Raw genomic sequence first — 16,007 nt, forward strand, 5'->3', positions numbered from 1 at the left:
AACCGAGGCACGAAGCGCCATCATGCACCGTTTCCGCTCTTCCTCGCCGACCGAGGCCACAACCCAAGCCAGCAACGGCATCCCGCCGGAACAGTCCGCGCTGCAGGCTTCTTCCCCTACTCATCATGCCGTAGAAGCAACGCCTATCGGCGCCTGGGAATGGCGGTTCGCCAGCGGACGGATCGAGTGGTCCCCGCAAGCCGATACCGTTTTCGGGCTCGCACCTGGCAATTCTCCCCGCACATTCGAAGGATTCTTGAACCTCGTGCATGAGTCAGATCGGCCGCAGTTCCAAGCGGCGATTCAGACAACGCTCGAAACCCGTCAGCCCTATCAGCTCGATCACCGCATCATCACCCCGAGCGGAACCGTCCGATGGGTTGCCTGTCGAGGTCGCGCGGCTCTGGATACAGACGGTCGCGTCACAGGCATGGCGGGAACGACCGAAGATATTACCCGTCGGAAAGAAACCGAGCTGGCCCTTTTCGATCTGCAAGGGACCCTGGAGCAGCGAGTGCGAGAGCGTACCGCCGGACTCGAACAAACCGTGCGGAACCTTCAAGAGGAAATTGAGCAGCGGCAGCAAACGGAAGACGCTCTGAAGGCCAGCGAGCAACGGTATCACGCTCTCTACGAACACAACCCTACGATGTACTTCACCCTGACGCCTGACGGCACCGTCCTCTCCGTCAACCGGTTCGGGGCGGAAGAATTGGGATACCGTGCGGACGAACTGGCCGGGCAATCGGTCCTCACCGTCTTCCTAGCCGCCGATCACCACACCGTGTTGGAACAACTGCGCCTCTGCTCACAGAGCCCGGGACGAACGTTCAACTGGGAAATTCAGAAAGTACGGAAGGATGGACAGCGCCTCTGGGTCAAGGAACGGGCGCGGGCCATCACCGGGCCGGATGGAATTCCGATCATTCTCATCGTGTGTGAAGACATTACGGAACAACGGCAGACGCAAGCGCTGATCCAGGATCGGGAACAGCTACTACACAACACCACGCAGTTTCTCCATACCCTGGTGCGGGAGTCTCCTCTTCCGATTATCAGTCTAAGCGCCGACGCGCTGGTCACCAGTTGGAACCAGGCCGCCGTAAGACTTTTCGGCTGGACCGAAGAGGAAGTCCTCGGCCAGGAACTCCCCTATGTGCCAGCCGGCCAAGAGACGGAGGCCGATGCCCTCTGGGGCGAGGGCACCCGCCGCGCGATTTGTGGACCAATCCCCTTGCGCCGGCAACGGAAAGACGGAACGCTCCTCGATCTGCTGTTATGGCCGGTGTTCGTGAACGATGCCAACGGGCAGCTGGAAACCGCGGTCGGCCTCTACGTCGATCAATCGGAACTCCGCCGGGCAGAGGATGCCCGCCTGCACAGCGAAGAACGCCTCCGATCGTTCTTAAATGCCCTCGACGACCTCGCCGTTGAGCTCGACGAGACAGGCACCTACGTGAACGCCTGGACCAGGAACGAAAACAGTCTGCTGGTGCCGAAGCAAGCGCTTCTTGGAAAGACACTTTTGGATCTCCACGGAGAAGAAGCCGGAGCACGCTACGTAGAAATTGTGAACCGTGTCCTCCAATCGGGGCAACCGGACACCATCGAATATTCACTGGCGATGCATGGGCAGCTTCGGCACTTTTCCGCCATCCTCAGCCGTATTCCGGCGAGTGCGAGCACCCCATCGACCGTCGCCTGTGTCGTCCGCGACATGACGGAGCAAAAACGCTCGGCGGAAGCACTGCACCTGAGCGAGCTCCATTTAAAAAGCATCATCGAGACGTCGCCGGAATGTTTCAAACTGGTGGCCGCTGACGGGACACTGCTCCAGATAAACGCGACCGGGCTGGCCATGATCGAGGCCGACGACATACGAAACGTACTCGGCCAATGCATCTATCCGATTGTCGCCGAACCTCATCGCGAGGCCTTTCGGGCCATGAATGAACGGGTCTGCCGGGGGCAAAGAGAATCGCTTGAATACGAGGTCGTGGGCTTGCAAGGGACTCGCCGCTGGGTGGAAACCCATGCCGTGCCGTTGCGCAATCCCGCCGATGGCGCCATGGTTCAGCTCGCCATCACGCGCGACGTCACCGACCGCAAACAAGCCGAACTGGCGCTTCGCCTGAGCGAAGAGCGCTTCGAAATTGCCTTTCGGTCAAGCCCCCATCCAGTCATAATTACCGAATTGGAGACGGGCCGCTGCATCGAGGTCAACGACACGGCCCTGCACCTCTTTGGGTTTCAACGCCACGAAGCAGTCGGGCACACGACCATCGCCATTGAGCTGTGGCCGAAGCCGGACGACCGGGTGCGATTTGTGACGCAACTTCTGGCGCAGGGCACCCTCCGAGGCGTGGAGTTCACGCTCCAAACCAAGGACCGCCGCTTGCGGCACTGTCTGGTCTCAAGCCAATTGATCGAACTCAACGGGACGCGGTGCATCCTCACGGTGGGCACGGATGTCACGGAAAAGAAAGAAGCGGAAGCCGCGCTGCTGGAAAGCGAAGAGCGCTGGCAGCGGTTCGTCGCCGATGCGCCGGTGGGGCTGGTCGTCGTCGATGCCGACAAACACATCCTGAGCGCCAACAAAGCCTTCTGTACGCTCACGGGCTATTCCGAGCAGGAAGTGATTAATAACACCTACGCGCCGTACACCCATCCCGACGACCTGCCTAAAAATCTACAATTGACCGATGAACTGTTTGCAGGGCAACGGGACGCCTATCTTTACGAGAAACGGTACATCCGGAAAAACGGCGAAATTATCTGGGTCTCCGTCCGCGCGAGTCATCTCTCCGCTCATAGGAACGATACGCCGCTGGTGCTCGCCGTCGTGGAAGACATTACCGACCGCAAGCAAGCCCTGGCGGAGCGAGAACGAATCAGCCAGGATCTGCACGACAATATTCTTCAATCCCTCTACGCCATCGGCATGCAGCTCGAAGCGGGAAAGTTTCTGGTGGGAACCGCCCCGCGCAAATCCAAGCGGCATGTCACTCAAGCCATCCGGCAATTGAACCATCTTGTGCTGGAGGTCCGGCAATTCATCACGGATCTGACCCGCCGCACGGCGCCGACATTGGACTTCAGTGTGGCGCTGAAGCAACTCGTCGCCTCCTGCTCATCGAACAATCATCCCATGCCGACATTGGACATCGATCCGGCCGCACTCATGGCCGTCACCCCGGCGATCGGCGAGCAATTGATGAACATTGCGCGAGAAGCCTTGAGCAACAGCGTCCGCCATACCGGTGCAACCCGCCGTTCCGTCAGCCTCATGACAACCGACCGAGCCATCCGGCTGCGCGTGACCGATGACGGCAGCGGCTTTGACCCCGGCCGCACCAGGCGCCGCGGTCACGGACTGGCCAATATGGCGGCACGAGCCAAAACCATCGGCGCGCAATTCACGCTCGACAGTGCGCCGGACCACGGCACCTCGATCACGATCGACGTGCCCACAGGAGATCCGTATGCCTGCTAAGACAAAATCCTCCGTCATTCGGTTGCTGATCGTCGACGACCATGAGGTCGTTCGAATCGGGCTCGGTGCGGTGCTCGATCTGACACCGGGAATGAAAGTCGTCGGCCAAGCCCGGAGTAAGGCCGATGCCATCACGCAATGCCGTCGCACAAAAGCGGACGTCGTGTTGCTCGACATCCGTCTGCCGGACGGCAGCGGAATCGATGCCGCCCGCGAGATTCTGTCGGTGCACCCGAACATCCGCATCCTGTTTCTGACCAGCTTCGCCGACGAACACACGGTGCTTGAAGCGATCCTGTCCGGCGCCCAAGGCTATGTGCTGAAAGACATCGGCTCCGCTGCGCTGATCCGCGCCATCAAAACCGTCGCCGCCGGACACCCCTTGATCGACCCGCGCCTAGCCACGCACACGCTCTCATGGATGAAGCACCTGCCGGACGGCCAGCCCCTCGCCAAACGCTCCCTCCTCTCGCCTCAAGAGCAGCGGATCCTGCCGCATGTCGCCGGAGGCCTGACCAACAAAGAGATCGCGCAACGCCTGAATCTGAGCGAGAAGACCGTGAAGAATTATTTAGCCAACATCTACTCCAAACTCCAGATCGGACGGCGCTCCCAGGTCGCCGCCATGTACGCCGGAAGCTTCAAGGGTTCCGCGCCGCCACTCGCCTCCAAATCCTCCTAGGACGGGCACCCATCCGAGACGCCCTCACCTCGAGCCATCCCCATCGACCTCAAGATTTCCTCTCGCGAGCCGATACAGATCCGCTGCCTACAGAGAGGCTCGGCCTCCCTCCGTTTCAGCCGGCCTCACGAGAGGCGCATCAAGTTCGTTCCTCCACCATCCGACAAAGACGTGGGCCTTCGCATCTCAACGGCCCTGTGTCAGATGAGGAGCTCATGTTCGATCTATCTACATTCCGGCTGCAAGACATGGCGCTCTGCAGCATGACAGTCCGCCAACTTGGAGAGGGTGCCTCATCCATAGAAGCGGCCGCCGACCGGATCACCCGCTTTCTCTATACCAACCTCACCACCGGACCGAACGAAGATCCCGCCTGCGTCCTCGTGCGCGCGTTCAAGACGCATCCCTATAGTCGGCTGACCCCAGAACTCCAGGCCCTGGTTGATACGCGCCTCGGGCGCACACCCGCCCACCTCGACATGAAATGCCTGACACTGTTGGCCAGCACGGGCGCCGTCTCCGGCTGGAACACGCCCGCCCTCTCAAGTCGATTCCGCGTCATTCCCTTAGCCGGGCCGGAGGCGCTGGAACAGTTGCCGATGTTCGCCCAACTATTTACTCAATTCCATATCGACCTGCCGTATCTTCAGGATACGCCCGTGTCGCTGCTGTTGGATAAGCATGCCACGACCTTCAATGCCTTCCATGTCCCCCAGGCCCTCAACAGTCCCTATGTGCCGGGACAACAAGACTTCGTCGTTCCCTTCGGAGTACAGTCGGTCTTCGGCTGCGGAGGGCTGCTGCCGACCGGCGAGATGTTCGTTTTCGTCCTCTTTTCGAAAATCGCCGTCTCCAAAGAAACGGCCGACCTGTTCAAAGCCGTCGCCCTATCCGCCAAGCTGGCCCTCGCGCCGTTCGAACACCCTGTCCTGATCCTGCCGACGGCAACGGCCGCGTCCGGGGCCAGGGGCGCACAGCCCCCCGCCACCCTCACCGCCTTGCAAGACCGTGTCGCCACCCTCGAAGCGATCCTGACGGTGCAAGAACAAGCAGTGGACGCCCAGTCCAGCCGACTCGAAAATAATCTGGCCGAGGCGGTCAGGCAGCGGGAGACCTTACAGAAACACAGTGTGCGCGTTGAAACACTCTCTGCCGCATCCCCGGTCGGCCTCTTTGAAATGGATGCGGACGGAAGCTGCCTCTACGCCAATGCCGCCTGGCAAACGATCGCGGGGCTCTCGCTCTCGGAGACCCTGGGCGCCGGATGGCGCCGCGCTATTTATGAAGAAGACCGCGCCGGGGTCTTGGCCGCATGGAATCAAACTGCGAAAGCCGACGACGACTGTGCGCTAGAGTTCCGGATGCAACGACCTGACGGCACGATTCGCTGGGTCCAGGCCAGGTCCCGCCCATGCCGGGACGATGAAGGCCGCGTCACAAGCCACATCGGCACGCTGGAAGACATCACGGAACGAGCCCTTGCCACGACCGCGTTACGGGAAAGTCAGCAGCGGCTTGATCTGGCGGTACAAGGATCGCAAACTGGAATCTGGGACTGGGAGATACGCACCAATCAGGTCTATTTCTCTCCTATTTGGAAACGGCAGCTCGGCTATGACGCTCATGAATTGCAAGGACGGTTTGAAGAGTGGCGTGACCATCTCCATCCCGACGATCGCACCCGCGCACTCGCCACCGTAGAATCCTATTTGGCGGGACAGGCATCCGGGTTCGAACTCGAATGCCGGCTTCGCCATAAGGACGGCTCTTACCGGTGGATGCTGGCTCGCGGAATCTGCGTACGCGACGAACAAGGCACGCCGTATCGCATGGTCGGCTCACAGATCGATATCACCGAGCACAAGGACGCCCTGGCCCGCCCGAGCGAAACAGACAGACGCAGGACATTCGCCTTCGAGAGCAGCGGCGACGGAATCTGGGATTGGGATGCCGCGACCGACACCGTGTTCTTCTCGGATCGATGGAAGACCATGCTCGGCTATTCGCCCTCCGACATCGGGGATACGCTCGACGAATGGCTGTCCCGCGTCCATCCCGACGATCTTCCGCCTCTCAAGGCCGATCTTCACCGCCATTTTCGCGGTGAGATGCCGCTCTACACGCATGAACATCGGGTGCGGTGCAAAGACGGATCCTATAAATGGCTGCTGAATCGCAGCCACGCGGTTGCGCGTGATGCCGAGGGGACACCGCTTCGCGTGGTCGGCACTCACAGCGACGTCGCCACCCGCAGGCTGTCCACCGACGCACTCCAAGAAAGCGACGAGCAATTCAGTCAATCCTTTCACGAAGCCGCCATCGGCATGGCGCTGGTCTCGACCGACGGCCGCTGGTTGCAAGTCAATCGTGCATTGTGCGACCTGGTCGGGTACTCGCGGGAAGAATTGGAAGCCACCACCTTCCAAGCTCTCACCTATCCCGACGATCTGGAAACGGATCTGGGATATGTGCAGCAGATGCTGAACGGGGACATCCGCACCTACCAGATGGAAAAGCGGTACCTGCACAAAAGCGGGCATATTGTCTGGGTGCTGCTCAGCGTATCGTTGGTCCGGCATGCCGACGGGACGCCACGCTACTTCATTGCACAAATACAAGACCGCTCGCACCGGAAACGCGCCGAGGAGCAATTGCGGTTGGTCGTGGAGGCCATCCCGACGGGCATTCTGCTGATCAATCATCACGGCGCGATTCAGCTCATCAATGCGCAGATGGAAGAAATGTTCGGATACTCACGCAACGAGCTCATCGGTCAGCCCATGGAAGTCCTCATTCCCGAACGATTCCGCTCGCCGCATCCCGAACATCAACGCCGGTACTTTTCGAACCCAGCGACCCGGAGAATGGGAGCCGGCCGGGATCTGTATGGACTCCGGAAAGACGGGTCCGAATTTCCCGTAGAGATCGGGCTCAATCCCGTTCAGACGTCTCAGGGAATCGATGTGATGGCCTCCGTCGCCGATATCAGCTTGCGCAAGCAGATGGAATCGACCCGGTTCCAGCTGCAACAGGCCATCGACCATGCACAGGACGGGATCGCGTTGTTCGACGACGCCGGCCACTTCACGTATATGAACCCGGCGCACGCGGCGATCTACGGCTATGCCGTCGGGGACCTGCTCGGCAAGAACTGGACGCACCTCTATCCCGAAGAATGGGCGGCAATGATCGGGCAGATGTATCTCCCGATTCTGCGCTCCGAGGGGCAATGGCAAGGGGAGGTGGTCGGAAAGAAGAAGTCGGGCGATGCGTTCCACGTCGACCTTTCGCTGACGCTGCTGGAGAAACCCGGCACGGCACAGCAGACTATCCTCTGCACCTGCCGGGATATCTCCCTCCGCAAACAGATGGAGCTGGACCTAGTCGCCGCCAAAGACGCCGCCGAGGCCGGCATTCGGGCCAAGTCTGAATTCCTCGCGACCATGAGCCATGAAATCCGCACGCCGATGAACGGCGTCCTCGGCATGACGGACCTGTTGATCGACACCACGCTGACGACGGAACAACGGGAATTTGTCCATACGCTCCGGCATTCCGGCGAATCGCTCATGCGGATCATCAATGACATCCTGGACTTTTCAAAAATCGAGGCTGGAAAGCTTACGATCGAAACGCTCCCGTTTGACTTGCGCATGACCATTGAGGATACGCTGGATCTCCTCGCGCCCACCGCTCAAGCGAAGCATCTTGAACTGGTGGGGCTCATCGATGCGCAGGCCCCCAACGGCGTGATCGGAGATCCGGGGCGCATCCGCCAGATCCTCACGAATCTCATCGGCAACGCCATCAAGTTTACCGATCGCGGAGAAGTCTTGGTGCAGGTCCTCAAAGCGGAGGAAGAGGCGTCGTCCGTGCTGCTGCGTTTTGAAATCGTCGACACCGGCGTAGGATTGACCGAAGAAGCCAAAGCGAAACTCTTTCAATCCTTCACGCAGGCCGACAGCTCGACGGCTCGGAAATACGGCGGAACCGGCCTCGGTCTAGCCATCTGCAAGCGTCTGACGGAACTCATGGGCGGCCAGATCGGGATCCAGTCTTATCCAGGAACAGGCACCTGCGTGTGGTTTACCATCCGCTTGCGCACGCAGACCAATGCCCCCGCGCTCCCGGCACCGGCACTCGTTGAAAGCCTCAGCGGGCTGCGCATCTGCCTGATCGACGACAATGCGACCAATCGCAGTCTGCTGCAGTACCACGCGTGCGACTGGAAGATGCACTACGAGAGCGCGGAGGATGGCCCCTCCGCGCTGGCGCTGATTCGCCGGGCCGCGGCCGCGGGCACGCCCTTCGACCTGGCCATTCTCGACATGCATATGCCCGGCATGGATGGACTTGAGCTCGGGCGGACGATCCGGGCCGATGCAAATCTCAACGGCACGCGGCTCGTCCTGCTGACTTCGCTGGGTCGCAGAGGCGACGCCAAGCTGGCTCAATCAGCGGGATTCTCAGGCTATCTGACGAAGCCGGTCCGCAAAGCCCATCTCTACGATTGCCTACGCCTTGTCATGGGGCAAGCCCCCGTCTCTTACCAGGAGAGTCAGGCCGCTCCCGCCGAGACGCCCCTCATCACCCGCCACCAGGTCAAGGAGGTGACCGCGCACATTCGTTTGTTGGTCGTGGACGACAATCTCGTCAATCAAAAAGTGGCCGTAAAAATGCTGGAGAAACTCGGCTATCGCGTCGACGTGGCAAGCAACGGGAACGAAGCGCTCGCCGCGCTGACCCGCCATCACTACAATCTGGTGTTCATGGATTGTCAGATGCCTGAATTGGATGGGTTTGAAACGACGAACATGATCCGCACCCACGAGCAACCGGGCACCCGTCTTCCCATCATCGCCATGACCGCCAATGCCATGGAGGGGGACCGCGAACACTGCCTGGCCTCAGGCATGGATGATTTTGTCAGCAAACCGGTCAAGAGTCAGGACCTCAAAACCGTGCTGACCCATTGGCTGAGCCCACCCGATGACCGCGCGGCGGCCTAACCTGCCATGACAGACCACGCCCCAACGTCCCTTGTACTGCTCGGGTCTGACGCCTCCTTGGCCGGAGCCCTCGACGCGTGGCTGCGCGCGCAGTTTGCCGAACCGCTGGAGATCGCGTCCGTTCACACCGTCCCCGAGGCGCTGGCCTATCTCCAGTCGCATCGAGTTGATCTGATCCTTGCGGATGAAACAGCGGCGCGTAGCGAGCTGCGCACCATCCACACCGTCTCGCCTGCCACTGCGATCATCGGGCTGATCATGAAGATGGACGACTCCGTTCAGCTTTCCATGCTTCGGCAAGGCATTCACGAAGTGCTCTGCCTGCTCCCCTCGGCCGACGCCGACCACGCTCGCGTCATTGAACGAGCCCTGGCCCGAGTGAATGGACGTCCCGGGCTGCTCAAGCCGGATGCCTCGCGCCTCAGCATCTCGACCGCGCCGCCCCGGCTGATCCACGACCTGAACAATCTCCTCACCTCCGTCAATGGGTTTGCCAATCTCTTGCTCGCCCAGCTCCCACCCGACAGCCCGGCCCATATGAGCGCCGAGCAAATTCATCTGGCCGGGAAACGCGCCGCGGCATTGATCAAGACTCACGCTCCGGGAGCGTCTCCGTCACCCGCTCCTTCAACATCCGCAACGCAATCCATCGCCGCCCGAGCTGCGTAAGCACCACGCCACCGAACTACACCGAACCTTCCTTGCCTGAATTGACAGGTCGCCCGACGCACTTTAGGATACGCGGCACACTGTGCCCGAAGCGGGCAGATGATTGGTTGAGGAGGCCTGATGTCCAGCGAGCATTCGTCCCCATTGCACACGTCGACCGCAGCGAAACGAACCACCGGAGCCCAGGTTGAACACGTCTTTGAAACCATCGTGTTTGCCAGCCGCTGGATTCAAGCGCCGCTGTACGGCGGGCTGATCATCGCGGAGCTGCTCTACGCCTACAAGTTTTTGATCGAACTCTGGGAAATGGTCCGGCACATCAACCAGCAGGAAGAAACCATCTTCATGCTGGGCGTGCTGGGATTGATCGACGTCACTATGGTCGCCAATCTGTTGACCATGGTCATCATCGGCGGGTACGCCACGTTCGTCAGCAAGCTGGATCTGGAAGAACATCCGGATCGCCCCGACTGGCTCACCCACATCGATCCGGGGACGATCAAGATCAAGCTGGCGGCGTCGCTTATTGGCATTTCCAGCATTCATCTCTTGAAATCCTTCGTCAACATTCACAACGAAAACTACGACGACATCAAGTGGAAAATTTTCATCCACATCACCTTCCTCGGCTCCGCCATCCTCCTGGCCTGGACAGACAAGATCATGCAGAAAGATAAAAAGCACTGAGCCCGTATCGAAACCCATACAGAACTGTATCGCTCTCGGCCTACCGAAAGCCTGCCGGTTGGATCTAGGTAACCGCCTCCAGGCAAATAGTTGACGTTATGCCTCTCGGGCCACCCTCCACAGAGGGCATAGCCCTTGCGAATCGTTCCATCTCATAGGCAGCCGTGCCCCCATCTTACATCCTGCGATTGGAGACCATCATGCTTCGCCTTGGTTTCGTCATGCTCCTCACGCTTCCGCTTCTGACGGGCTGTGCCTCGTCGTTCATCGATTTGCGAGAGAATCTCGACGGGCATCGATCTTCGTTCGAGGAAAAGCTCGCGGGCGATCCGGTGAAGATGGAACAATTCAGGGCCTGCAGCGGACAGGCCCATGACGGCAGCAGCCTGCCCCTCAGCCTTGCAACGGATACTCCCGCAACGCAACCGGTCAGCGCACCCGTCACAAGCGCCGGCAGACTTCGGGCCCCGGTGCAAGCATTGGTCGAACGGATTCACGAACGGGCCGGGAACAACGCAACGTCCCTCGGCGTCCTCTCCGGCATGGTCGATGATTTCGCCGATTCCTCACGGCGCCGGTTGGATCTGGACAAACTCCGCCTACTCACCGACGCCATCCGCCATTGGCAGGCTCACCTCGATTTCGACGACGATGCATTGGCGAAAGACGCCTCGCTTTTTGCCCGACTCTTCCTCGCTTACAACCGGGCCTACTTCGGCGACGTGCGCTATGCCATCGCCCCCGACCCCGCCTCAGGAACGGTGCGCGGGATTGTCCAGATCACTTCGCGGGGGTTTGTCGACCGCGGTGGCAACACCGTTCGGTTTCCCGGCCTCTCCGCCACCGCGCAGATTGACGCGACTCGCACCGTTGAACTGACGACGACTCCCGTCAACTCTCAACAGGTCAGCGCCGACCTCACGCGCATTTTCCTTGAAGCCTTCTTCGATGCCGCGTTTCGTGTTCCCGCCGTGCACCAGGCCACGGCTCTCCATCTGCCGGCACAAACGCCGCTCTATCCGGCATTCGACCCCTCACACCCGTCCATTTCACTGGATGCGCTGGCGACAGTGACCCAGCGCGCGCTCAAGACTGAAGCCATCGTACTCTCTCTGACAGGGAAAGCTCTGCGCGGCGGGAGTCTGTTCGGCACAAACAACGAAACCGTTGTCGCCACGCTTGAAACAGCCGCGGGGGTTTTTGCAAAGAAGCTCGTCGAGCACGAAGGCTTCTGCTATTTTCAAGTCACACCGCATCCCTAATCGCTTGCTCTCAACGCATCTGACGAACTGATGAGGATTCGATGACACGCACACGCTCATTCAGCCTTATTCTGGCATGCCTCCTCCCACTCAGCGGATGTTTTGCCAAGATCCATCAACTCCCTGCCCATACCGACCAACACCAGCCAGTCTTTGCCCCGTTGCCTGATCGGGACACGCTGGTCGGCCTCGCCGTATCGGGCGGCGGAAGCCGCGCCGCGACCTTTGCCGCCGGCACGTTAGAAGCGCTGGCAAATGTCCGCTTCATGGAGGGTGGGCAGGAACGCAGCGTCCTCGAAGCCATCACCCATATGTCGAGCGTCTCGGGCGGAAGCCTGGCGACGGCCTACTACGCCGTGAAGAAACCGGCGAAGACGGAACCCGTCTTCGCCGGCTCACAGCTATCCCCCGCCTACCAGCAGTTTTTTGCCCGCTTCAAAGACGACATGCAGAAGAACTTTCAGATCCGGGCACTGGGACGCCAAGTGCTGAACTTCCGGGTGGCCAACCCAACTAAATTTGCGCATTCGTTCGCCGACGTCTGGGATGCCAACTTCTTCGACGAGATCACCTTTGCCGGACTGTATGAGCGGACCAGACAAGGAGATGCGCCGCAGATCATGCTGAATGGCACGATCTACAACTCGGGCCGGCGGTTCGTACTGACCACGCTGGCTCCGGCTGACTTTGCCTACGATTTCACCGCAGAGTTGCGCGCCAAGCTGATCGCCAAGGGGCTCCAATTCACCCCGGAAGGCAAGGCCAGCTTCGATCGAAGCGTGGACCGGGCCAAGAATCAATTTCTGCCGCTGACAATGGAAGACCTCGGCGGCGATCACCGCACATTGCCGCTGTCGCTCGCCGTCGCCACCTCCGCCTCCTTCCCGCCGGTGGTCGGACCGGTCACCTATCAGACCGCAGGATCCTCATCGTATACCCACGTCGGCGACGGCGGCCTCTTCGACAACCTCGGCACGGAATCGCTGACCACCCTGTTCCTGAACAAGTTGAACCCGGCCCACCCGCACACAGGCCGCGGGCTGATCCTCGTCATCGATACCTCCTATCCCTTCGATGAGGGATCCGCCGATCTCGGGAGCAGCGAGAAAGGGTTTGAAGTATTTATCGACGATCCTTCCCGGATTGTCGGCATCATGGAGGAACGAGCCAATGCCTATCAGGCGATGCTCTGGCACAGCCTCCGGGCAGAAGGCGTCCTCCTCCCGGATTACGATCATCTGAAACTCATTATTCTTCGGCATACCGACGCCGAGTGGACGAAGGACGATCCCATCCCCGCCGGATGCCCGTCCGGACTGACCCCGGCGGATGTGAATCGGGTCATCCGGAAAATTCCGACCCTGTTCAAGATCGACGAGGATTGCCACGCGCCGCTGCTGTTCACCGCAGCGAAGAAAGTCGTGGAGAAACAGCAGCGCCGAATTGTGACATTCTTACAAGCAGCCCCGGCACACTGACCACCGAACTGACCGAGGGAGCAACCGGACAAGAATATGACCATGATGGATTCTGACCAGACCGACGGCCCGATCCCGCTGGCGCAAGTCCTCGCGGAAGAAGCGGCGGAATTGCACGACGCCCATCGCTCATTCCCCGACCATCTCTCGCCGGACGAGCACTTGAAGCAGGTCTTCTCGTCGATCCATCAGCTGAATCCCACGCGTTCCGCACTCTGTCTGTCCGGCGGAGGCATTCGCAGCGCCACCTTCGGACTCGGAGTGTTGCAGGGATTGGCGCGGCACAATCTGCTCCGGCATTTCGATTACCTCTCCACCGTATCGGGTGGCGGCTACATCGGCAGCTGGTTTAGTGCCTGGATTCATCGCGATCCGGACGGCCTCCAAGGAGTCTGCGACCAACTGGGCCAGGCCGCGCCACCCGGCGCAACGGCCCATGAGCCCGAGCCGGTGAGCTGGCTCCGCACCTACAGTAACTATCTCAGTCCCCGCCTGGGACTGATGTCGGCCGACTCGTGGACCCTCGTGGGCACCTATCTGCGCAACCTCCTCCTGAATTGGCTGGTGCTCGTCCCCTTCTTACTGGCACTGCTGGCCCTGCCCCTGCTCTACCACTCCGCGTTGAACGCACCGGCTTCCCCGTCAGCCATGACAGCACTGGTACTGCTGGGATCCTCCGGCTTGCTGATCAACCTGACGTATCTGCACCTCTGCCGGCCGAATTTATGGAAACTGCGGCAAGCTCCCGTCTGGAAACGGATCGAAACTCAAGGGACATTCCTCGTTGCCTGTCTCCTGCCCCTCATGGCGGGAGCTGTCTGCCTCACCATCGCCTGGGGATGGTTTCACCGGCAGCCGGACTACTCACTCGATCGCCTCTCCTTGTTCGGATTGCCCAGCTTGGTCACGCTGGCCTTGGGAGCCGGTGCCATGCACCTGACCGCGTGGCTCATCGCAGCCATTCTCCTCCGCCGGCCATGGCTGGACTGGTGGCGCTTCTTCGAGTCGCTGACGATTGTCCTAAGCGGCCTGCTCGGAGGAGGACTCCTCTGGGTCGCCCTCAAGCAGCTCGATCGGATCAAAGCGCTCGACCCCGATCTGCTCTGGTACACCTGTGCAGCAGTCCCGGCTTTCCTCTCCCTCTTCCTCCTTGCCGCGACTCTCTTCATCGGCATTGCCAGCCGCTCGACCGGAGACGGCGACAGGGAATGGTGGGGCCGCGCGGGATCGTGGATACTGATCGCGTCCGTCTGCTGGGTCGGCCTGGGAAGCATCGCCATCTTCGGTCCGGCCTGGTGGGGAAAACTGTCTACAGAGGTCGCCTCAGCGGGCGGGATCACGGGCCTCCTCACCGTGGTGCTGGGATTCAGCGCCAAGACCGATGCGAAGCCCTCAGGGTCCGAGCCAGCCTGGTGGAAGCAACTCGGGAAGCAGGTCTATCTGCTTCTGTTGGCGCCGCTGACCATCGGGCTCATCCTCATTCAGCTCGCGCGCATCACGCAGGCCATCGTCGCCGAGGCACCGTGGTTTCAGGTCGGTGAATTCATCGTCGGCATGGCGCTCTTCAGCGTCCTGCTGTCTGTCGTCATCAATATCAACAAATTTTCGCTGCACTCGATGTATCGCAACCGTCTGATTCGCGCCTATCTCGGCGCGTCGCGCTGGAACTCTCGTACACCCAACTCCTTTACGGGATTCGACTCGGGGGATAATCTCGCTATGGCCGATCTCGCCCCCCAAGCGAGCGCGGCGCAGAAACCTTTCCACGTGGTCAACATCGCACTGAATCTGGTCCATGGGAATAATCTCGCCTGGCAACAACGCAAAGCCCAGTCCTTTACCGTGTCACCGCTGCATTGCGGCAGCTTCGTGAACCAGCTCGGCTACCGCCGATCCTCTGAGTACGGAAAGAACCCGGCCGTCAATCAAGCCATCACCCTCGGCACCGCCCTCGCGATCTCAGGCGCGGCCGCCAGCCCAAACATGGGCTACCATTCGTCGCCGGCCATCACGTTTTTACTGACGCTCTTCAATATCCGGCTGGGTTGGTGGCTGGGTAATCCCGGCCGCGCCGGGCAAGATACCTACTCACAGTCCTGCCCGGAATTCGCCGTCGGGCCGATGCTGGCGGAAGCGTTCGGTTTCACCAATGAACAAAAGCGGTATGTGTACCTGTCCGATGGCGGGCATTTTGAAAACCTCGGGCTCTACGAGATGGTGTTACGGCGATGCCACTACATACTCGTGAGTGACGCGGGTTGCGATGAGAAGATGGAGTTTCAGGACCTGGGGAATGCCATTCGAAAGATCCGAATCGATCTGGGCATCGATATCGACATCAATGTGGAGCCGCTGCGACCGTCGGCCCAGCACCGCTCCGGAGTCCACTATGCGGTCGGCGCCATCCGCTATAGTCGGGTTGATCCGGGTGCCCCTGACGGCATCCTGATTTACCTCAAACCTTCTCTGAGCGGGGATGAACCGGTCGACGTGTTGGAGTATGCGGCCCATCACGGGCAATTCCCGCATGAACCGACATCCGATCAATTTTTCGACGAGTCCCAATTTGAATCGTATCGCCGGCTGGGCAGACATGTGGCAGAAGAGGTCTTCGCCTCCGTCACCGCACAGGCCGGCACATTGCCGGGCGCCTTCGACGCACTGCGGGCGCGGCACGCCCCCTCTCAGGGATAACTCCGATACCGATTCCAGGCGAACGCGTGGACG

Annotated in this window: 8 protein-coding genes; all 8 read left to right on the forward strand. The window is 60.4% G+C overall.

Annotation, left to right across the window (positions count from 1 at the left end; translation table 11 throughout):
* Window positions 1-22 precede the first annotated feature (22 nt).
* Window positions 23-3,493, forward strand: a complete 3,471-nt coding sequence (locus NITLEN_RS03945; RefSeq protein ID WP_121988258.1) for a PAS domain S-box protein — start codon at window positions 23-25, stop codon at window positions 3,491-3,493.
* The gene (locus NITLEN_RS03950; protein WP_121988259.1) at window positions 3,483-4,175 is read left to right on the forward strand and encodes a response regulator transcription factor; all 693 of its coding nucleotides are present in this window, start codon (window positions 3,483-3,485) and stop codon (window positions 4,173-4,175) included. The genes NITLEN_RS03945 and NITLEN_RS03950 overlap by 11 nt, the downstream gene beginning before the upstream one ends.
* Window positions 4,176-4,390: 215 nt before the next feature.
* The gene (locus NITLEN_RS03955) at window positions 4,391-9,184 is read left to right on the forward strand and encodes a PAS domain S-box protein (RefSeq protein ID WP_121988260.1); all 4,794 of its coding nucleotides are present in this window, start codon (window positions 4,391-4,393) and stop codon (window positions 9,182-9,184) included.
* A gap of 6 nt (window positions 9,185-9,190) precedes the next feature.
* Entirely contained in the window at window positions 9,191-9,853 is a 663-nt protein-coding gene (locus NITLEN_RS03960) for a hypothetical protein (RefSeq protein ID WP_121988261.1), read from the forward strand.
* Between the two features lie 120 nt (window positions 9,854-9,973).
* Window positions 9,974-10,540 carry a TIGR00645 family protein gene (locus NITLEN_RS03965; protein ID WP_121988262.1) on the forward strand — a complete coding sequence of 189 codons (567 nt, stop codon included), beginning with the start codon at window positions 9,974-9,976 and terminating at the stop codon, window positions 10,538-10,540.
* A gap of 200 nt (window positions 10,541-10,740) precedes the next feature.
* Window positions 10,741-11,802, forward strand: a complete 1,062-nt coding sequence (locus NITLEN_RS03970; protein ID WP_121988263.1) for a hypothetical protein — start codon at window positions 10,741-10,743, stop codon at window positions 11,800-11,802.
* 41 nt (window positions 11,803-11,843) lie between these two features.
* On the forward strand, window positions 11,844-13,280 hold the full coding sequence (locus NITLEN_RS03975) for a patatin-like phospholipase family protein (protein ID WP_121988264.1): 1,437 nt from the start codon (window positions 11,844-11,846) through the stop codon (window positions 13,278-13,280).
* Window positions 13,281-13,322: 42 nt separating this feature from the next.
* A complete protein-coding gene (locus NITLEN_RS03980; RefSeq protein ID WP_181416620.1) occupies window positions 13,323-15,974 on the forward strand; it encodes a patatin-like phospholipase family protein in 2,652 nt (883 codons plus the stop codon).
* Window positions 15,975-16,007: the final 33 nt, after the last annotated feature.

It is taken from the genome of Nitrospira lenta, assembly GCF_900403705.1.
GTDB lineage: Bacteria > Nitrospirota > Nitrospiria > Nitrospirales > Nitrospiraceae > Nitrospira_D > Nitrospira_D lenta.